General features: G+C 62.3%; 14 protein-coding genes and 2 pseudogenes. 10 read left to right on the plus strand and 6 right to left on the minus strand.

The window, feature by feature from the left end; translation table 11 throughout:
• Positions 1–1,544 (plus strand): acyl-CoA dehydrogenase (locus tag PHW99_RS04960; RefSeq protein WP_300174379.1); only part of this gene is annotated, 1,544 nt, incomplete at its 5' end.
• Positions 1,545–1,684: 140 nt separating this feature from the next.
• On the opposite strand, the gene PHW99_RS04965 is transcribed toward PHW99_RS04960, so the two are convergent.
• On the minus strand, positions 1,685–1,957 hold the full coding sequence (locus PHW99_RS04965) for a BrnA antitoxin family protein (protein WP_300174381.1): 273 nt from the start codon (positions 1,955–1,957) through the stop codon (positions 1,685–1,687).
• Entirely contained in the window at positions 1,932–2,210 is a 279-nt protein-coding gene (locus PHW99_RS04970) for a BrnT family toxin (RefSeq protein WP_300174383.1), read from the minus strand. Before PHW99_RS04970 ends, PHW99_RS04965 begins: the two co-directional genes overlap by 26 nt.
• A gap of 171 nt (positions 2,211–2,381) precedes the next feature.
• Here PHW99_RS04970 and PHW99_RS04975 point away from each other — a divergent pair.
• The 7 genes and pseudogenes from PHW99_RS04975 to PHW99_RS05005 form a co-directional block, all read left to right on the plus strand.
• Positions 2,382–2,600: pseudogene (locus PHW99_RS04975) on the plus strand (acyl-CoA dehydrogenase C-terminal domain-containing protein); the annotation flags it as partial.
• Positions 2,601–2,715: 115 nt separating this feature from the next.
• Positions 2,716–4,332: a diguanylate cyclase gene (locus PHW99_RS04980; RefSeq protein ID WP_300174385.1), complete on the plus strand. Its 1,617-nt coding sequence runs from the start codon at positions 2,716–2,718 to the stop codon at positions 4,330–4,332.
• A gap of 156 nt (positions 4,333–4,488) precedes the next feature.
• Positions 4,489–5,283, plus strand: coding sequence for an SDR family oxidoreductase (locus tag PHW99_RS04985; protein ID WP_300174387.1), 795 nt, complete (start codon positions 4,489–4,491; stop codon positions 5,281–5,283).
• A complete protein-coding gene (locus tag PHW99_RS04990; RefSeq protein ID WP_300174389.1) occupies positions 5,280–5,741 on the plus strand; it encodes a PaaI family thioesterase in 462 nt (153 codons plus the stop codon). The genes PHW99_RS04985 and PHW99_RS04990 overlap by 4 nt, the downstream gene beginning before the upstream one ends.
• Before the next feature lie 99 nt (positions 5,742–5,840).
• Entirely contained in the window at positions 5,841–6,857 is a 1,017-nt protein-coding gene (locus PHW99_RS04995; RefSeq protein ID WP_300174391.1) for an NADP-dependent oxidoreductase, read from the plus strand.
• Between the two features lie 32 nt (positions 6,858–6,889).
• Positions 6,890–7,396, plus strand: a complete 507-nt coding sequence (locus PHW99_RS05000) for a GNAT family N-acetyltransferase (protein WP_366913041.1) — start codon at positions 6,890–6,892, stop codon at positions 7,394–7,396.
• Between the two features lie 52 nt (positions 7,397–7,448).
• Complete coding sequence (locus tag PHW99_RS05005) at positions 7,449–8,369, plus strand: SDR family oxidoreductase (RefSeq protein ID WP_300174393.1); 921 nt, start codon at positions 7,449–7,451, stop codon at positions 8,367–8,369.
• Between the two features lie 3 nt (positions 8,370–8,372).
• Here PHW99_RS05005 and PHW99_RS05010 read toward each other — a convergent pair whose 3' ends face one another.
• Positions 8,373–10,475 (minus strand): EAL domain-containing protein, encoded by a 2,103-nt coding sequence (locus tag PHW99_RS05010; RefSeq protein ID WP_300174395.1) that lies wholly within the window; start codon positions 10,473–10,475, stop codon positions 8,373–8,375.
• 41 nt (positions 10,476–10,516) lie between these two features.
• Complete coding sequence (locus tag PHW99_RS05015) at positions 10,517–12,604, minus strand: HDOD domain-containing protein (RefSeq protein ID WP_300174397.1); 2,088 nt, start codon at positions 12,602–12,604, stop codon at positions 10,517–10,519.
• A 412-nt stretch (positions 12,605–13,016) separates the two neighbouring features.
• On the opposite strand from PHW99_RS05015, the gene PHW99_RS05020 reads away from it, so the two are divergent.
• Complete coding sequence (locus PHW99_RS05020; RefSeq protein ID WP_300174399.1) at positions 13,017–15,482, plus strand: Tex family protein; 2,466 nt, start codon at positions 13,017–13,019, stop codon at positions 15,480–15,482.
• Positions 15,483–15,486: 4 nt separating this feature from the next.
• Positions 15,487–16,308, plus strand: coding sequence for an HDOD domain-containing protein (locus PHW99_RS05025; protein ID WP_300174401.1), 822 nt, complete (start codon positions 15,487–15,489; stop codon positions 16,306–16,308).
• A 17-nt stretch (positions 16,309–16,325) separates the two neighbouring features.
• Here the strand turns inward: PHW99_RS05025 and PHW99_RS05030 are convergent, their stop codons facing one another.
• Both PHW99_RS05030 and PHW99_RS05035 read right to left on the minus strand, forming a co-directional pair.
• Positions 16,326–19,034: an EAL domain-containing protein gene (locus tag PHW99_RS05030; RefSeq protein WP_300174403.1), complete on the minus strand. Its 2,709-nt coding sequence runs from the start codon at positions 19,032–19,034 to the stop codon at positions 16,326–16,328.
• Between the two features lie 68 nt (positions 19,035–19,102).
• Positions 19,103–19,434 (minus strand): annotated as a pseudogene (locus tag PHW99_RS05035) (methyl-accepting chemotaxis protein); the annotation flags it as partial.

A 19,434-nucleotide genomic window follows, 5' to 3' on the forward strand; every position in this document is an offset into this window, starting at 1 on the left:
CGGCGGCCAACGCCTTTTTTGCCAAGGCCTCGGTCAGCATCGGTTTTGGTCTGCTGACAGCGGGCAACGCCAACCTGCTGATGGCGCACGGCACGCCGCTGCAACAAGCCGTGTTTGCCGCCAACGAATTTTCCGGCCGCTGGTCGGGCACCATGTGCTTGAGCGAGCCGCAGGCGGGCTCGTCCTTGAGTGACGTGGCCACCCGTGCTGTGCCCGATGGCGCTGACCATGCCGACGACCCGCTGGGCCCACGCTACCGCCTCAGGGGCAACAAGATGTGGATTTCTGCCGGTGACCATGAGTTGACCGAGAACATCGTCCACCTGGTGCTGGCCAAAATCCCCGATGCGAACGGCAAACTGCCCGCCGGGGTCAAGGGCATTTCGCTCTTCATCGTGCCCAAATTCCTGGTGACCCCGCAGGGTGAGACCACGGGCACGCGCAACGATGTGGCCCTGGCTGGGCTGAACCACAAACTCGGCTGGCGCGGCACCACCAATACGCTGCTCAACTTTGGCGAAGGCCAATACCCGGTCAACGGCCAAGCCGGTGCGGTGGGCTACCTGGTGGGCCAGCCAGGACGCGGCTTGCAGTGCATGTTCCACATGATGAACGAAGCGCGCATCGGTATCGGCATGGCCGCCACCATGCTCGGCATGGCGGGTTATGAAGCCGCGCTGGACTATGCCAAAAACCGCCCCCAGGGCCGCCCACTGGGGGCCAGTGGCAAAGACGCAGCCGCGCCCCAGGTGCGCATCATCGAACACGCCGATGTCAAACGCATGCTGCTGGCGCAGAAAGCCTACTGCGAAGGGGCGCTGGCGCTGGAGCTGTACTGCGCTCGTCTGGTGGACGAGCAGCACACCGCCGCGCCGGATGCCGCCGACGAAGCCCGTCTGCTGCTCGAAGTGCTGACCCCGATCGCCAAAAGCTGGCCCAGCGAATGGTGCCTGGAAGCCAACAGCCTGGCCATCCAGGTGCACGGCGGCTACGGCTACACGCGCGACTTCCCGGTGGAACAGTATTGGCGCGACAACCGCCTGAACATGATCCACGAAGGCACCCACGGCGTGCAGGCCATGGACCTGCTGGGCCGCAAGGTGTTGATGGAGGAGGGCCGGGGCCTGAAACTGCTGGCGGCGCGCATGCTGGCGACAGCCCAAGCGGCGGATGCCTTGGCCGCCGGGCTGGGTGCTGATCAGGCCACCGCCTTGCGCCAGCAGGCCGCCGCGCTGCGTGATGCCGTCAACCAAGTCGGCGAGGCCACCCAGGCGACCTGGGCCAGCGGCAACCCGGCCCAGGCGCTGGCCAACGCCGTGCCCTACCTGCAGGCCTTCGGCCACACCGTGCTGGCCTGGGTCTGGCTCGATGTGGCGCTGGTCGTGTTGCACCAGGATGCTACTGTTTCAATAGCTTCTAACCAAGGTAAGTTGCGGGCTACAGCCTATTTTTACCACTATGAATTGCCCAAGATCGGGGCTTGGCTGCAGGTGGTGAAAACGGCTGATCTGACCTGCGCGCAGATGGGGGAAGATGCGTTCTGACCGGGCAAAAATTTCGAGCCAGTCGCATTGACACGGGTTTCTGTTGATGCCAGGTTCATCGTGACGGCTAAGCGGGCAGGGCTGGTGCAGGTTGTACGCGCATGGGCACAGCCTTGAAACGTTGGGTCATGGTATAGAAGTCAGCACAACTTGCCTGCCAACTGCAGTGACGCTCGAAGCGTGTCGTTGATGCGGGTTTGCCAACCATCACCCGTGGCGCGTAAAGCCATGAGCACATCGGCATCGAGCCTGATCTTGACAGGCTCTTTGGTCACCATGGCTTTGGGCCTGCCGCGCAGCTTGGTTTGTAAGGATGGCGGCAAGGCAGACACCGGTTTGAACACGGCAGGGTCAACCGCTGACAGATCGCCCACTTCGCCATCGGCATCAATTTTGGGTAAGCGTGAAACCATGTTTTGCTCCTTCTCTCGGGTTGGCTTTGCGAAAACTGATGACACGAATGCCTTGCTCAGTCTCGCTGAACACCAGGACGTGCAAGCGTGCTTGCAGGTACCCCAGGGCCACGAAACGAGGCTCTGGGTAGGTGTGTCGCGTGTCTTGCCAGAATTTGGCGGTCTGAAAATCAAACTTCTTCACCTCGTCAAAACTGAGTCCGCGTTCCGTCACATTACGTGCGTTTTTTGCCGGATCAAAAGTGATCTTCATAACTTTATTGTACCCCCGGTAAATGGGATGTGCAGCTGTGCGGTATCGAACACGCCAATTCGGGCGCTGCTGCTGGAAGTACTGACGCCGACGGCCAAAAGCTGGCCCGCAGGGGGCTGAAGCTGCTGGCGGCGCGTATGCTGGCCACGGCCCAAGCGGCGGATGTCCTCCCTGCAGGCCTTCGGCCACACCGTGCTGGCCTGGATCTGGCTCGATGTGGCGCTGGTTGTGTTACACCAGGATGCTACGGTTTCAATAGCTTCTAACCAAGGTAAGTTGCGGGCTACAGCCTATTTTTACCACTATGAGTTGCCCAAGATCGGGGCTTGGCTGCAGGTGGTGAAAACGGCTGATCTGACCTGTGCGCAGATGGGAGAAGATGCGTTCTGAGCGGGTGAATGGAAACGCTGGCTTGCTAAACTGCGGCCATGCTTTTTTCTTCTGCAAAGTCTGAAAACCGCTTGACCCTGCCGGGGCTTGCAGACCGTTCACTGAGGGTGCCCGCTTGTTCCGCGCGCTGAGGTTTCAGAACATCTCCACACGTCTGATTTTGATTGGCCTGTTCCTGGTGGGACTGGCGACCGTCGGGCGGATCTTTTTTCTTGGCAACTACCTGCGCGCGGACATCTCGGAGCAGGCCCGAAGCCAGCTGCTGGCACTGGCCAACCATGTGGCTCATGATGTGGATGACAGCTTGGTCGCGCGGCGCGAGTTTTTGCAGCGTCTGGCCAGCCGTTTCCCGGCAGAACACCTGAACGATGGCCCTCGGCTGGAGGCCTGGCTACAGGAGCAGCAGTACCTCAGTGGCCTGTTTTCGCAGGGGCTGCTGGTTGTGGATGCGCAGGGGCGGGCGTTGTCGCGTCAGCCGGATCTGGCCGCCCAGGCAGGGGTCGACCTGGCTGCACAGGATTTTTTCCAGCAGGCGCTCAAGGGTGAATTTGCCGTGGGGCGGCCTTTCAGGGGCCGGGCGTCGCAAGTGCCGGTGTTGCCGATGGCTTTGCCGTGGCGCAATGGGGCTGGGCAGTTGCTGGGGGTGCTGGTGGGGGTGTCGGCCCTGAACTCACCCCATTTCCTGGATGCGCTGAACTCTGCCCATGTCGGCGCTGCAGGAGGGCTGCTGCTGGTGTCACCGCGCGACCGGATGTTGGTTGGCGCTTCGGATGGTGGCGACGCCCTCAAGCCCCTGCCGGCGCAGGGTTCATACCCCTTGTACGACCAGGCTTTGCAAGGTTTTCGTGGTTCCGGCATCGGCAGCAGCGCTGCTGGCGTGGAGGAGCTGGTGGCCTTTGCATCGGTGCCTGCCAGTGGCTGGTTGGTTGCGGCGCACTTGCCGACCGAGGAGGCCTTTGCGCCGGTCACCCACCTGCAGCGGTTCATGATGAGCAATTCCCTGCTGCTGATGGTGCTGATTTCGGTGTTGATGGTGACGATCTTGCGTTATTTGCTGCGCCCGCTGCGGCATGCCGCCGATCACGCCGACCGGATGACCCTGGGGGAATTGCCGCTGGAGCCGCTGCCGGTGGTGCGTGACGATGAGGTTGGCCACATGACCGTGGCCTTCAATCGTGTGTTGTCCACGTTGATCGAGAGCCGGCGCGAGCTGGAGCACCTGGCGCACCATGACCGGCTCACCGGCCTGCCCAACCGGCAACTGCTGGCCGATCAGATGCGGGCGGCCCTGGATCGCGCTCAGCGTCATCGGCGCAAGGTGGTGGTGTTGTACCTGGACCTGGACGGTTTCAAGGCCATCAACGACCGGCTGGGTCATGAGGCTGGTGATGCCGCCCTGTGTGAGGTCACCGGCCGTCTGACGCAGGTGCTGCGCCGGGTGGATACGCTGGCACGTGTGGGCGGTGACGAGTTTGTGGTGTTGCTGTCCGATCTGGATGACAACGCCAACGCGGCCGCAGAACGGGTGGCGGGCAAATGCCTGCAGGTGTTCAACACCCCGGTGGTGGTGGCTGACCAAGCTTGCGTGTTGGGCGTGTCGATCGGCCTGGCCGTGGGGGATGGTGACAGTTCGGCTGAAGGCCTGCTCAATGCAGCTGACCAGGCCATGTACCGCGCCAAACAAGCCGGGCGTGGCCGTTTTGATTGGGCAGGCTCCCCGCAGTTGATGTAGCCGCGCCAGATCGGGTGGGCCCATGGCGCCAGACGTCCTTCGCATGGTGCGCCCAACGTGGCTATCACCACCGTGACATGGCTGGGTGATGGGGTAGGCCGATTTCCTGCAAAATGCCCTGTTCGCCGTTCACCCTCAGCTACAGGATTGATTGCCATGACCCGTACCATCCAACAACTGTTTGACCTCAGCGGCAAAACCGCGCTGATCACTGGCGGCTCGCGCGGGCTGGGCCTGCAGATGGCGCATGCCCTGGGTGAAGCGGGCGCGCGTGTCATGCTCAGTGCCCGCAAGGCCGATGAGCTGGAGGCCGCCACCGCCGAGCTGCAGGCCGCTGGTGTGGATGCCCGCTGGGTGGCGGCTGACTGCGCCATTGAAGCCGACCTGCAAAAGCTGGTCAGCGAGACCTTGCAGCGCATGGGGGATGTGGACATTCTGGTCAACAACGCCGGTGCCACCTGGGGTGCCCCGGCGCAGGACTATCCGGTGGCCGCCTGGGACAAGGTGATGAACCTGAATGTGCGCGGCTACTTTTTGTTGAGCCAGTTCATTGGCCGGCAAAGCATGATCGGGCGCGGCGGACGCATCATCAACGTGGCTTCGGTGGCCGGGCTGGGTGGCAACCCGGCAGGCCTCACCACCATTGCCTACAACACCTCCAAGGGGGCGGTGATCAATTTCACTCGCGCGCTGGCCTGTGAATGGGGTCAATACGGCATCAATGTGAACGCCATCTGTCCGGGGTTTTTCCCCAGCAAGATGACAGCCGGCACGCTGGCCGCCCTGGGGCAGGACCGGCTCGCTGCCGGTGTGCCGCTGCGTCGGCTGGGTGACGAGGAAGACCTCATGGGCATCACGCTGCTGCTGGCCAGTGACGCGGGCAAACACATCACCGGCCAGTGGCTGGCGGTGGACGGCGGTGCCAGCGCAGTGGTGGGGGGCGCAGTATGAGCCACACCGCCGCGGGCATTGACTTTGGCGTCGATATTCCCTTTGTTTCGCATCTGGGCTTTGTGCTCACGCTGTTTGCCGACGGCCAGTCCGAAATCCGCTACGACCCCCAGGCCGAGCACCTGAACTCCTACAGTGTGGTGCACGGTGGTGCGGTGATGACGCTGCTGGACGTGACCATGGCGATGGCCGCCCGTGCCGTGCACGACCACAGCGGGGTGGTGACCATCGAGATGAAAACCAGTTTCATGCGTCCCTCGCACGGTCTGCTGACCGCCCGTGGCAAGCTGCTGCACCGCACAGCCAGCCTGGCGTTCACCGAGGCCACCGTGTTTGACGCGCAGAACAAGCCCTGTGCCCATGCCACCGGCACCTTCAAATACATCCGGCGCCTGCCGGTTGGCGCAACCCGTGTCCAACCGTTCAACACCGCCTCGGCGCGGCAGGCGGACGCCTGACCTGGCCACTGACCCAATCTTCGTAAGAAATTGGCCTTTAGCCCGCGTATATACTGACTTTATAGCTATATTTTTGATAGTTTTTCAAGGAGGGTAGAGATGCCGATCAATCAGCAAATTCTTCTGGACAACCGCCCGGTGGGGCCGGCGCTGGCCAGCAATTTCAAACTGGTCAGCAGCCAGACCCCGGCGCTGCATGACCGGCAGGTACTGGTGCGCCACAAGTTCCTGAGTCTGGACCCCTATATGCGGGGGCGGATGAACGAGAGCAAGAGTTACGCGGCCGCCCAGCCGCTGGGTGAGGTGATGATTGGCGGCACCGTGGGTGAGGTGGTGGAGAGCCGGCACCCCCAATTTACCCCGGGTGACCAGGTGGTGGGCATGGGCGGCTGGCAGGAGTACAGCGTGGTCAACGCCGACCAGCCCGGGGTGCTGCGCAAGGTCGATACCACCCACATCCCCTTGAGCGCCTATCTGGGTGCGGTGGGTATGCCAGGCGTGACGGCCTGGTATGGCCTGGTCAAGATCATCGAACCCCAGGCCGGCGAGACCATGGTGGTGAGTGCCGCCACCGGCGCTGTCGGCAGTGCCTTTGCCGCGCTGGCCAAGGCGCGCGGTTGCCGGGTGGTGGGGATTGCCGGCGGGCCGCAAAAGTGCCAGTACGCCGTCGAAGAACTGGGCTTTGATGCCTGCATCGACTACAAGCTCTACCAGGATGCCCATGCCCTGTCCAAGGCGCTCAAGGTGGCCTGCCCGGATGGGATTGACGGCTACTTCGAGAACGTGGGCGGCATGGTGCTGGATGCCGTGCTGATCCGCATGAACGCCTTTGGCCGCATTGCCGTGTGCGGCATGATCGCTGGCTACGATGGTGCGCCGCTGCCGCTGAACTACCCGGCGCTGATTCTGGTGAACCGGCTGAAAGTGCAGGGTTTCATCGTGAGTGAACACATGGCGGTCTGGCCCGAGGCGCTCAAGGAACTCGGCACCCTGGTGGCAACGGGCAAACTGCGCCCGCGCGAGAGTGTGGCCGAAGGGATTGCCTCGGTGCCCGAAGCGTTCCTGGGCATGCTCAAGGGCAAGAATTTTGGCAAGCAGCTGGTCAAGCTGTCTTGAGCCGCCCTATTTTTTTGCCGGAGAAAACCATCATGACTTTCAAACTTTGGTCGATTGGCAGCCTTCACCACGCTCAACCCGGGGCGGTGGACGCGCCGGTCTGGCGGCTGCTGGCCTTTGACGACATGCGGGTGTCGGAGTTGTATGAGGTGCTGCGTCTGCGCAGCGAGGTGTTTGTGGTTGAGCAACAGTGCCTGTTCCATGACATGGATGGTTCCGACCCACAGGCCATGCATCTGCTGGGGGTGCAGCACGGGCAATTGCAGGCCTATGCCCGCTGTTTTGAAGCCGGCGTCAAGTTTCCCGAAGCCAGCTTTGGCCGGGTGCTGACGCGCCAGAGTGTGCGCGGCACCGGCTTGGGCCATGCGCTGATCGACCAGGCCATTTCGGCCATCAGCCAGGTCTGGGGGCCGCAGCCGATCCGCATCGGCGCCCAAATGCAACTGGCCGGGTTTTATGGCCAGCACGGGTTTGAGGACATTGGCAAGACGTATATGGAAGACGGCATCCCGCATCTGGAGATGCTGCGCCCGGCCTGAGCCGGTGTGGTGTGACGCCCCGCGAGGGGAGGTGAGTGAACAGGAGAGTAAGTTGATCACTGATTTCAAGCAGAAAACCGCCGTGTTGACCGGCGCTGGCTCCGGTTTTGGTCTGGAATGCGCCCGTATTGGCGCGGGCCTTGGCATGAATCTGGTGCTGGCGGATGTGCAGCAGGATGCGCTGGACGCGGCTGCTACCGAGCTGCGTGCGGCCGGGGCCGAGGTGCTGGCGTTGAAGGTGGACGTGTCGCAGGCCAGTCAGGTGGAGGCGCTGGGCCAGGCCACGCTGGCGCGTTTCGGCGCGCCGCACCTGGTGTTCAACAACGCCGGTGTGGCTTGTGGTGGCCTGATCTGGGAGTATTCAGCGGCGGACTGGGACTGGGTGCTGGGCGTGAACCTGATGGGCGTGGCCCACGGTGTGCGTGTGTTCACGCCCATGATGCTGGCTGCCGCCCGGGCTGACCCGTCCTGGCGCGGCCACATCGTCAACACTGCCAGCATGGCCGGGCTGGTCAATGCGCCCAACATGGGGGTTTACAACGTCAGCAAACATGCGGTGGTGTCCTTGAGCGAAACGCTGTACCAGGACCTGGCGCTGGTGACCGAGCAGGTGAGCGCTTCGGTGTTGTGCCCGTATTTTGTGCCGACCGGGATCAGTCAGAGCCAACGCAACCGCCAGGACCTCCCGGCAGAGGGGCCTGAGCTCACGCTGAGCCAGCAGCTGGCGCAGAGCACGATGGATAAGGCGGTCGGTTCTGGCAAGGTCTCGGCGGCCGAGGTGGCGCAAAAGGTGTTTGACGCGGTGACCGCGGGCACTTTTTACATTTATAGCCATCCGCACATGCTGGCCGGGGTACAGACCCGGATGGAGGACATCCTGGGCCGGCGCAACCCGAGTGACCCGTATGCCCACAAGCCGCAGCTTGGCCAGGACTTGCGGCAGGCCTTGCGCGCGGCCACCCACCCGGGCTGAGGGTCAGAGCAGGGCCAGCAGCCGGTCCTGGCTCATGGGACGGTGGTAGTAATAACCCTGGAAGGTCTGGCAACCGGCCTGCGCCAGGTAGTTGCGCTGGGTGACGGTTTCCACCCCTTCCGCGACCAGATGCAGGCCCAGGCCCTTGGCAATCGACATGATGGCCAGCACCACCGGCTGTGGGGTGGTTTCGTCGTGGATGCCCATGACAAAGGCGCGGTCGATCTTGAGCGTGTGGATCGGGAAGCGGTGCAGGTAAGACAGTGACGAGTAACCGGTGCCAAAGTCGTCAATGGCGATGCTCACCCCAAGCTGGCACAGCCGGTGAAGCTGTTCGATGGCAATCACCGGGTTGCGGATGCAGATGTTTTCCGTGACTTCCACCTCGAACTGGGAGGCCGGCAACTGGTGGCGCTCCAGCGCACTTTGGAGTTTTTCCGAAAACTGGCCACGGTCCAGATACTGGGGCGACAGGTTGATGGACATGCGCAGCGCCTTGCCGCTGCGGGCATTCCACTCACGCAGGTGCCGGCAGGCGGTTTCGAGGGCCCAGTCGGTCATGGGGATGATCAGGCCGTTTTCCTCGGCCTGGGGCAGGAATTCACCCGCCCCCAATAGCCCGCGCTGCGGATGGTTCCAGCGCATCAGCGCCTCGGCGCCAATGATGCTCTGGGTCAGTACATCCACCTGCGGCTGGTAATACATTTCAAGTTCACCGTTTTCCAGGGCTCGGCGTAAATCGTGTTCCAGCACCATGCTGTGGGTGGTGGGAACCTGCATGGCCGCTTTGAAGAAGGCATAACCATTCTTGCCATTGGCCTTCTGGTGATACATGGCCATGTCGGCACTTTTGAGCAGGTCGTCGGCCGTGTTGCCGTGTTCCGGGTGCAAGGCGACACCCATGCTGGCGGTGACATGCACCACCTGCCCGGGCAGTTCAAAAGGCTGGAGAAAGCTGGCCAGGCATTTGTCGGCAATCTGGGCCGCATCCTGGGCACTGGCCAGTTCGGGCAGGATCACGGTGAATTCGTCATCACCCAGCCGGGCCAGTGTGTCGCAGCGCCGCAAGCTGGTTTTCAGGCGTTCGGCGGTCTGGCGCAGTAGCTCGTCACCCAGGCCGTGGCCCAGGGTGTCGTTGATGAGCTTGAAACGGTCCAGATCAATCAGCAGCACGGCCACCTGCGTCTGGTTGCGCCTGGACTGCAGCAGCGATAGTTCGAGCCGGTCCTTGAACAGGGTGCGGTTGGGCAGGTTGGTCAGGACGTCATGAAAGGCCTGGTAGGTGAGCAGGGCTTCGGTCCGTTTGCGTTCGGTCAGGTCATGTGCAATGCCGTAAATGCCACGCTGGCCGCCGCGTGCCAGGCCGGTGGCCGGCAGTGTGGTGTGCATGATTTCATGGCTGAACAGCCTGGCTTCGGCATCAGCGGCACGTGACTTCAGTTGCAGTTCAACATTGCGGTTGACCCAATCGGCGTCCTTGCCCTGACCCAGCACATAATGCGCCCGTTCCAGATCGGCCGGATGCACCAGCACCGAATAATGCTGACCCAGCAACTCGTCGTGCTGCCAGCCCAGCATGGACTGCACCCGGTCGTTGATGAAGGTGAAGTGGCCACGTTCGTCAAGCGTGTAGATGATGTCGGGGGAGCTGTCGATCAGGTGCCGGTAAATCTTCTCGGAGCTCTCCAACTGCCGGCTGATGCGCTGGTTGTCGAGTTTCAGGCGCCTGGCGCGCAAGGCGTTATCCACCGTGTTGATCAGTTCCTCACGCGGGCAGGTCTTGCGCAAAAAGTCGTAGGCCCCGCGCTTGAGGGAACCAATGGCGGCCTCAATGTCGTTGACGCCGCTGATGGCAATCACATCGGCACCGAGTTGGTTGCTGTTGATGTAGTCCATCACCTCGTGGCCGCTGATGTCGGGCAGCACCAGGTCCAGCACCACCAGATCAAAAGGACGGGTATTGAGCTGGCGTACCGCCTCCAGGCCACTGTCGGCCAGGCTGATTTCATAATCGGGCCGTTGCAGCGCCGCCTGTAGGCTCGACAGCACCAGTGGATTGTCATCCACGATCAGCAGGCGGGTTGGCGACAAGGTGGTCTGGGTCAATGGATGGGCCTCTGCTTGCCTGGGTATCAAGGTCAAGGTCGTCAGCGTGCAGTCTGAGCCGGCGCTGCACCGGGCAGCAAAATCTCGAAACGGGTGCCGTCGGTCGAACTGTGGACCCGAACGTGGCCGCCCATTTTCTTGACCAGATCATGCACGATGCTCAGGCCCAGGCCGCGATAGTCGCCGGTCTTGCTGCTGTGCACCGGCTCGAACAGTCGGGCCTGCAAGTCCGCACTGAGTCCGGGCCCGTTGTCACTCACCAGCAGGCGGGTGTAGCTGCTGCCCGCATGGTTGACCGGTGTGCCACCATGGATGGCAATCTGGCCGCCCTCGGGCAGGCATTCACGGGCGTTTTTGATCAGGTTCAGCAACACTTGCTTGATCATGTCCGTGGACCCCTGGACCCAGAGGTTCTGTGCTGGCAGATCACATTGGATGTTGATCGAGGCCGGGAAAAAACGGCTCTCCAGCAGCAGTTGGACCAGCTCGGGCACCACCTGGCTCAGATCGACCGGGCTCAAGGTGGTGGCTTGGCCGAGATCGGAAAACTCCTCGACGATGTGGCCAACCCGGGAAATTTCCTGCCCCAGGCGGGACAGCTCGGTGCGTACGGGTTCCTGCCGGTGGAGTTTGTCGTCAATCACATGGAGGTAATTTTTGATGACGCTGATCGGGTTGTTGACTTCGTGCGCCAGTTTCTTGACACTGAGTTGCTGTTCTTTCCTGACATTGGCCATGTGGGCTTGATGGTCCAGGTCCGCCTGGCGGCGGCGGGCCAGCGCGGCACCGGCGTGGTTGCCGAACGCTTGCAGCAGGGTGGTCTGGTGACGGAGGTGATCCAGCAGGGCCGCAGGGACGGCTGCCACCAGCATACCTACGGCGCTTCTGCCCGCACCGAGCGGAATGCAGGCCAGATGGTCGGCCTGCATGGCATCCAGCAGTGCACCGTCCTGGCCGTCGGACCGACTTGAAAACGTGACCTTGCCACTGTGCGCACAGGCAGTCATCAGCGGATGGGCTGACAGCATCGGCGACAGGCTGCTGGCCAGCGGATGGCGGTCATCACCGGCGGCCAGCGACAGGGTTTGTCCATCGTCGTCGAACAGCAACACCATGGCGTCGTCAAGCTGCAGCAGGATACCGGCCTGGTGGCGCATGACGGCCAAGGCCGCACGGGTGCTGCTTTGCTCGGCCAGGGTGTGGGGCAGGTCGGCCAGCAGGGCGCGGTTGCGCATTTCCTCGGTCAGCTGGGTCTGGACCGGGTCTGTGCCTGCAGCGACCGGCGTTGACGCCGACACGGAAATGTCGATGCCCAGATCGCGGGCGGTCTGTACCACCCGCTCAGCGGCGCTTGTCACAATCTCGCCAAGCGCGTCGCGGCTCAGTTCATGGGTGTACTCAAAGTCGTCAGGCAGGGTTTCTTCGAGCGCGGCCAGCCGGTGGGCCAGATGCACCAGCCGTGTCAGGGGCTCGGTGCTGGGCAGGCGGGCCTGTTCGGCATGGTGATACAACACGGCTTCCACCATCTGGTTGCTCAGGCGCCATTGGCCTGCCAGCCAGGCACCGGCTTCGGTGTGGGAGATTTTGAGCCGCGCTTGCTCCAGTTCGCACAACTGGTCGTCTTCGGCCAGCATGAATACCGGCTGGCACAGCTGGGGCGCTGCGGCCAGCAGGGCCAGTCGCCCGACATCGTGCAGCAGTCCGGCCAGATAGGCTTCTTCTGGTTGCACATCGTTCTGGTGCTGGGCCAGCGCCTTGGCAATCACGGCGACTGCAAGGCTGTGTTTCCAGAAACTGCGCAGGTCAATGCTGCCAGCGTGGGTGAAGCCGTGAAAGGTCTGGAAGACCGACTCGCTGATCACCAGAACCTTGATCAGGTCCATGCCCAGTGTGCTGGCTGCCTGCAGCAGATCAAGCTGCTTGTCGCTGCGGCGGTAGGCGGCGCTGTGGGCAACCGCCAGGACCCTGGCGGTCAGGCCGGGTTCGCTGGCAATCAGCTTGGCGACATCGGCCAGCCCGGCGTCATCCGACTGGCACAGGGCCAGCAGCTTGAGCAGGGTCTGCGGCAAGCTGGGCAACCGTGCCACCAGCAGCCGGTTTCGGATGTCTTCGGTTTGTGGGAAATTCACAAAAAACTTCTGGCTTATATAGAGGGTTTCTGAATCACAACCAATACCACCATGACACTGGTCAACATGCTTCAGACGAAACAATGTAACAGCATAACGTGACTTTTTTAACATTTCGGCGTGCAGAAACATCTGGTTACAGCAGGGTGAATTCGCTGGAGGGAATGGCTTTTGCTGCTATCAAATCAAGAACACCCCCGATCACGTCACAAAATGCCGGATTGAGGTGCATGATCCGGTACCAAGGGCGTGCGCCGGATGTGTGGCGACTAAACTACTTTTCCGAATTTATTCATGACGGCCTGGCTTGACCGGACTGTCCGCTGGTCCGCATTGAGGCGATCATTTTGGGAAGCAGCCTGTGGCACACTCGCCGCCTTCTTTGTTATGAGCCGTGTGGCATCAGAGGGTTATGCAAAAAATCATCGCGCAGATTGCGCAGGAAATCCGGGTCCAGGATCGGCAAGTGGCTGCCGCCGTGGAGTTGTTGGACGGTGGTGCCACCGTGCCGTTTATTGCCCGCTACCGCAAAGAGGTGACTGGCGGGCTCGACGACATCCAGCTGCGTGAGCTGGAAGCGCGCCTGAGTTATCTGCGCGACCTGCGCGACCGTCTGGCGACCATCATCAAGAGCATTGAAGAGCAGGGCAAGATGACCCCGGCGCTGATGGCTGCGCTGGTGGCTGCGCCGACCAAACAGGAGTTGGAAGACCTGTACCTGCCCTACAAGCAAAAACGCCGCACCAAGGGCCAGATCGCCCGCGAGGCTGGCATCGAGCCGCTGGCCGAAAAACTGTTTGCCAACCCGGCGCTCGACCCGGCCACCGAGGCCAAGGCCTTTGTCAAGCCGGAGAAAAACGAGGCCGGTGATGACTTCACCACCGTCCAGGCCGTGCTCGACGGTGTGCGCGACATCCTGAGCGAACGCTGGGCCGAAGACGCCACCCTGGTGCGGGACCTGCGTGAATGGCTGTGGGCCGAGGGCTTGTTCGTTAGCCGCCTGATGGACGGCAAGGACGAGAACAATGCCGATGTCGCCAAGTTCCGCGACTATTTTGACTATGACGAGCCGATTGGCCGCGTGCCCTCGCACCGCGCCCTGGCGGTGTTCCGTGGCCGCAGCCTGGAGATTCTGGAAGCCAAGCTGGTGCTGCCCGAGCCGCCCGAAGCCCTGTCTTGGAAATCTGCATCAAATAGGCCTCTAGCCCAGACAGAACAAGCGCAAACAGCTACAAAAACAAGAGCAAATCCCAGTGTCTCGTTGGCCGAAGGGCGCCTGGCCCTCAAACTGGGCTGGAGCCACCAGGGCCGCCCAGCCGACGACCTGATCCGCAAATGCATCGCCTGGACCTGGCGCGTCAAGCTCAGCCTGTCGACCGAGCGTGACCTGTTCGCCCGCCTGCGCGAAGCGTCCGAAGCGGTCGCCATCAAGGTGTTTGCCGACAACCTGCGTGACCTGCTGCTGGCGGCACCGGCTGGCCCGCGCGTGGTGCTGGGGCTGGACCCCGGCATCCGTACCGGCGTCAAAGTGGCGGTGGTCGATGCCACTGGCAAGCTGGTCGATACCAGCACCGTCTACCCGCACGAGCCACGCAAGGATTGGGACGGTTCCTTGCACATCCTGGCCGCACTGTGCCAGAAACACGGTGTGAACCTGATCGCCATCGGCAACGGTACCGCCAGCCGCGAGACCGACAAACTGGCCGCTGATTTGATTAAATTAATGGCAAAACAGGCTGCAGCCCAGGTGGGGAAAGCGCAAGCAGCTATCGAAAAAGTAGTGGTGTCGGAAGCCGGTGCCTCCGTCTACTCGGCCAGCGAATATGCCTCTCAAGAGATGCCCGACGTGGACGTGAGCCTGCGTGGTGCCGCCAGCATCGCCCGCCGCCTGCAAGACCCATTGGCCGAGCTGGTCAAGATCGACCCCAAATCCATTGGGGTCGGCCAGTACCAGCACGACGTGAACCAGAGTGAGCTGGCCAAGACGCTGGAGGCCGTGGTGGAAGACTGTGTCAACTCGGTCGGGGTGGACCTGAACATGGCCAGTGTGCCGCTGCTCAGTCGTGTCTCGGGCCTGTCGGGCAGTGTCGCCAAGGCGGTGGTGCGCTGGCGCGAGGCCAATGGCGCGTTTGCCAGCCGCCAGGACCTGCTCAAGGTCACCGGCCTGGGGCCGAAGGCGTTTGAGCAAAGCGCGGGCTTTTTGCGCATTCGCGGCGGCAGCAACCCGCTGGACATGACCGGCGTGCACCCCGAAACCTACCCGGTCGTCGAAGAAATCATGGCCAAGACCGGCAAGCCGGTGGCGGAACTGATGGGCCGTGCCGACATGCTCAAGACCCTGCGCCCGGAACTGTTTGCCAATGAAAAATTCGGGGTCATCACCGTCCGGGACATTCTGGGGGAGCTGGAAAAACCCGGCCGTGACCCGCGCCCGGACTTCAAGGTGGCGCGCTTCAACGACGGCGTGGACGACATCCGCGACCTCAAAGAAGGCATGGTGCTCGAGGGCACGGTCAGCAACGTGGCGGCCTTTGGCGCGTTTGTCGACCTGGGGGTGCACCAGGACGGCCTGGTGCATGTGAGCCAGCTGGCGCACAAGTTCGTGACCGACGCGCGTGAGGTGGTGAAAACCGGTGACATCGTCAAGGTGCAGGTGGTCGAGGTCGATGTGGCGCGCAAGCGCATTGCCCTGACCATGAAGCTGGGGGCCGCACCGGCACGCAGCGCGGGCGACAACCGCTTCCAGGGTGCCAACCCGCAGCAACGTGGCCGTCAGGGTTCCTACGGGGCCGGTGGTGGTACGGGGCAGGGGGCACATGCGCCACAATCGACCGCCATGTCATCTGCATTTGCCAAACTCAAGGGACTCGGAAAATAGCTGTATGCAACTGGCGACGCTGCTGTCAAACCACTTTGTCATGCCGAGCATGCCAAGGGTGATGGCCTTGTTGTTGCTGGAGTTGGACAAACCCGATCCCAACCTGCGCCGCATTGACCAGTTGTTGAGTGTGGATCCGGGGTTGGCCGTGCGTGTGTTGCAGGCGGCCAATACGGGTTATTTCAAGTTGACGGGGCAGGTGCACAGCGTTACCGAAGCGCTGGCGATTTTGCGCATGGCGCAGGTGCGCAGCCTGGTGGCGTCGTCAGTCTCTCAGGCCTCGGTCACCGCGGTGCCCGGGATGCCCATGCCGCAGTTCTGGCGCTACAGCCTGGATGCGGCCCGTGTGGCGCGTTCGCTGGCCGGGCTGGTGCGGCTGAATCAGCAAGCGGCCTTCACCTGTGGCCTGATCCATGCCGTGGGTGAACTCGCCATGCGCATGGCCATGACGCAGGCGGTGACGCTGGATGCGGATGCCGAGCCACTCGATATGAGACGTGAACGTGTCGAGCGCAAGGTGTTCGGGTTCAGTTACACCGAAGTTAGTGCCTGGCTGGCACGCCAGTGGCAGTTGCCACAGGTGATCTCCAACGCGCTGGAGCTGGCGCATGCGCCGTTTGACAACGAGGCTTATGAACCACTGGCAGGGGTGCTGCACCTGGCAGCCTGGCGGGCGCGGGCGCGTCACGCCAGGCTGCCCCAGAACGCGATGACGGTCACGTTCCCGTCGCTGGTGGCCGAGGTGCTGGGGCTGGACATTGACATGGTGTTGCAGCAGGACCCGATCGACTGGGGTGCCCAGATGCCGGGGCGGCCCCTGATCTAGTGTGGTGTTTCACGCTGTCAAGCCGCCACCCGGTCCAGCAAGGTTTCAAACTCTGCCACCGGCACCGGGCGGCTGTAGTGGTAGCCCTGAGCCGCCTCGCAGCCATAGAGTTGCAACAGCTGGCCTTGTTCAGCGGTTTCAACCCCTTCAGCGACCAGTTTCATGCGCAGGTTGTGCGCCATGCCGATGATGGTTTTGACCATTTCGGCGTCGTCTTCGAGTTGATCGGAGTGGCTGACAAAAGACTGGTCGATCTTCAGGGTGTGGATCGGGAACCGCCGCAGGTAGGACAGGCTGGAGTAGCCGGTGCCAAAGTCGTCCAGTGACAGCTGCACCCCCAGGGCACAAATATCGTGCAGAACCTGGCCCATGTGTTGCGGGTCAAGCAGCAGGCTTTCGGTGATTTCAATGCCCATCAGCTGTGGGTCCACACCGCTGTCGTGCAGCGCGGCGCGTAGTTCGTCGAGCAGCTCGGCCGGGCGCATGAACTGGCGGGCCGACACGTTGAAGCTGACTTTCAGGCGGTGGCCCTGAAGCTGCCACAAGCGCGCCTGTTGGCAGGCCTGGCGCATGACCCAGTTGCCGATCTGGTTGATCAGGTTACTGTGTTCGGCAATCGGGATGAATTGGGCCGGGGACACCGTTCCGAGGGAGGGGTGGTGCCAGCGGATCAGCGCCTCACAGCCCACGATGTGTTCACCGTTGAGGGCCACCTGCGGCTGGTAATACAGTTCAAACTCATGGCGCTCGATGGCCTTGTGCAGCAGGCGTTCAATGTTCAGCCGTTCACGCGCATCGTCATGCAGTGCCTGGGTGTAGAAACGGTGTGCGCATCGGCCGGCCTGTTTGGCCTGGTACAACGCGGCATCGGCATGTTTGAGCAGTTCCTCGGCATCGCGCCCATCCTGCGGGCACAGGCTGATGCCGATGCTGGGGGTGGTCAGCAGTTCTTCATCGTTGACCATGATCGGGGCCGAGAGTTCGTCAATGATGCGTTCGGCCAGCATGGCGGCATCTGCCGCACCCCGGATGCCGCCGAGCATGACCACAAACTCATCACCGCCCATGCGCGCGACGGTGTCTTCCGCACGCGCCAGGCGAGCCAGGCGTTGCGCCACCTGCTGCAGCAGCTGGTCACCCACCAGATGGCCCAGGCTGTCGTTGATGAGTTTGAAGTGGTCAAGATCCAGGTACAGGATGGCCAGCTGTGAGCCCCGCCGCAACGTCGCGTGAATGGCCTGCGTCATGCGGTCGTTGAGCAGGCGGCGGTTGGCCAGACCGGTCAGCTGGTCGTGGTACGCCATGTGTTCGATTTGCGCCATCGCCTGCTTTTCCGCACTGATGTCGCGAAACAGGGTCTGAAACACCAGGCGCCCATCGGGCATAAACACACTCTGGATCGACACATTGACATCCAGCACCAGGCCACTGCGGGTCCGGTAACGTGATTCAAAACTGTCACGGCCGGTTTCGATCAGATGGTGTTTGCGCTGCTCGATGGCGGCCAGATCGTCTTGGACTTCAAAGTCCCAGACATGCAGTTGTTGCAAGGTCGATGCGTCGTAACCCAGCTGATGGATCGCCTCCTGGTTGCAGTCGATCACTTTCAGTTGTTCATCAATCAGCAACAGGCCTTCGGGCATTTGCTCAAACAGGGTCTGGAACTGCAGCTGGGATTCTTGCGCCGCCTGCTCGGCCAGTTTGCGGGTGGTGATGTCCTCAATGATGGAGATGCCAAATTCAGCGCGGCCAGCGGCATCACGCACCATTGACACACTGAGTTTGGCCCAAATGTCGTGACCGTCTTTATGGATGTAGCGTTTTTCAGCCTCGTAGCTGTCCAGGTTTTGTTTCGCAACGTCACGCAGGGCCTGTTGGTCACGTGCCAGATCCTCGGGATGGGTGATGCCTTGAAAGGACTTTTCCAGCAACTCAGCCTGGCTATAACCCGTGAACTCGCACAGCTTTTGATTGACCTTGAGCCATCGGCCCTGGAGCGAGACATGCGCCATGCCCACGGCCGCCTGGTTGAAGGTCTGGGTGTAGAGCTTGCGCTCGTGATCGAGCTCGCGCATCATGGCGTAGCGTCTGGAGACGTCCCGGAACACCATCACCACGGCAGCGATCTGCCCTTGCTCATCCAGCACTGGCGCAGCCGAATCCTCGATGATCAGATGGCTGCCGTCAGGCCGGCGCAACTGCAGACCGTTGGTCAGATTCACCGTCTGGCCCAGGTGCAATACCTTGTCCACCGGCGAGGGTGCGGGCTTGCCGGTGTGCATGTCCACAATGTTGAAGATGTCCGCCAGCGGGCGTCCTTGGGCCGCGCTGTCCGGGTAACCCAGCAGCTGTTGTGCCGCCATGTTGAGGAATTCGACCTGACCCCGTGTGTTGACCACCACCACGGCGTCGCCAATGGCTTCGAAAATGGTACGGGTCCGTCGATCCTGCTGCCGCAACTGGTGCAGGGAGCGGTACATGGCCACAAAGCCGATCAACGCCATCAGAGGCAGCGCGATCGCCAGACCACCGACCAAGGTTCTGGCCTGTCCCAGGGATTGTTCCAGGTGCAGCAACCCGGCCGCATCATGCTGCGAGTGCGCACCCAGTGTCTCGAGGGTTTCAAAAAACCAGAGGCTGGCCAGGACCACCGAGAGAAAGGCTGACGAGACCACCAGCAATACCAGGGCCTTGATGCGTTTTTGCAGGTGCAGGGGGGCGTCCAAGATGCGTGTGTTTCAAGAAACCAGATTGTCTCTGCTGAAAATGGGCGGTGTTTGCCCCGGGGCGGCCATCAGAAGGTTTCCCAATCGGCGTCGCTGGTTGCGCTGGCGGTTTTCGGTGTGGCAGCCGCCGCCGTCAGTTTGGCGGGGGTCGCAGGCGCGGCAGGCCCGGGGCGGCTGGAGGTTGGTGTGTGTCCACGGGCCGCGGCACCTTTGGGGGTGCCGCCGGCGCGCCGGTCCGGTCCCTTGAAGTTCGATGGTTTGGGCGGATGGGCGCGTACCGCAGCAACCGGCAGGCTGGGGGTATGGTCACCCGCGCCCAGCTTGAACACCGCCACGGTCTGCACCAGCTCCTGCGCCTGGGACTTGAGGCTGCCCGCAGCAGCGGCCATCTCTTCCACCA

This window comes from Rhodoferax sp., from assembly GCF_028689305.1.
In the GTDB taxonomy this organism is placed as follows: Bacteria; Pseudomonadota; Gammaproteobacteria; order Burkholderiales; family Burkholderiaceae_C; genus Rhodoferax.